The organism is Marinobacter iranensis, from assembly GCF_029207565.1.
GTDB classification, from domain to species: Bacteria; Pseudomonadota; Gammaproteobacteria; order Pseudomonadales; family Oleiphilaceae; genus Marinobacter; species Marinobacter iranensis.
Genome location: NZ_JANCMW010000073.1, coordinates 1 through 288 on the forward strand (window position 1 = coordinate 1; position 288 = coordinate 288).

The following is a 288-nucleotide window of genomic DNA, read 5'->3' on the forward strand; positions in this document are numbered from 1 at the left end:
CGAACTCGTTGACGATGACGGCGGCTCCCGCCATCGACGGCTGCTTGAGCAGCCGGTTGAGCAGCGTCGTCTTGCCGGAACCGAGGAAGCCGGTAAGGATGGTGACGGGGACAAGGCCATCGGCAGGTTCAGGGTCGCTCATACACCACCCTTCCCTCGAACCAGGTTGTCATGACCTTGATGTCGGCGATCTCGTCGGCAGGGATCTCGAGCACGTTGCGGTCGAGTTCGATGAAGTCCGCCGACTTGCCGACTTCGATCGAGCCGATCGTTTCGCCAAGTCCGATG

2 protein-coding genes are annotated in these 288 nt (G+C 61.5%); both read right to left on the reverse strand.

The features are described from left to right. The coding region (locus NLU14_RS21495) for a GTP-binding protein (RefSeq protein ID WP_275710464.1) at nt 1-142 on the reverse strand (142 nt) is incomplete at its 3' end. Beyond that, nucleotides 129-287 (reverse strand): amidohydrolase family protein, encoded by a 159-nt coding sequence (locus NLU14_RS21500; protein WP_275710465.1) that lies wholly within the window; start codon nt 285-287, stop codon nt 129-131. The genes NLU14_RS21495 and NLU14_RS21500, both read right to left, overlap by 14 nt. Nucleotide 288: the final 1 nt, after the last annotated feature.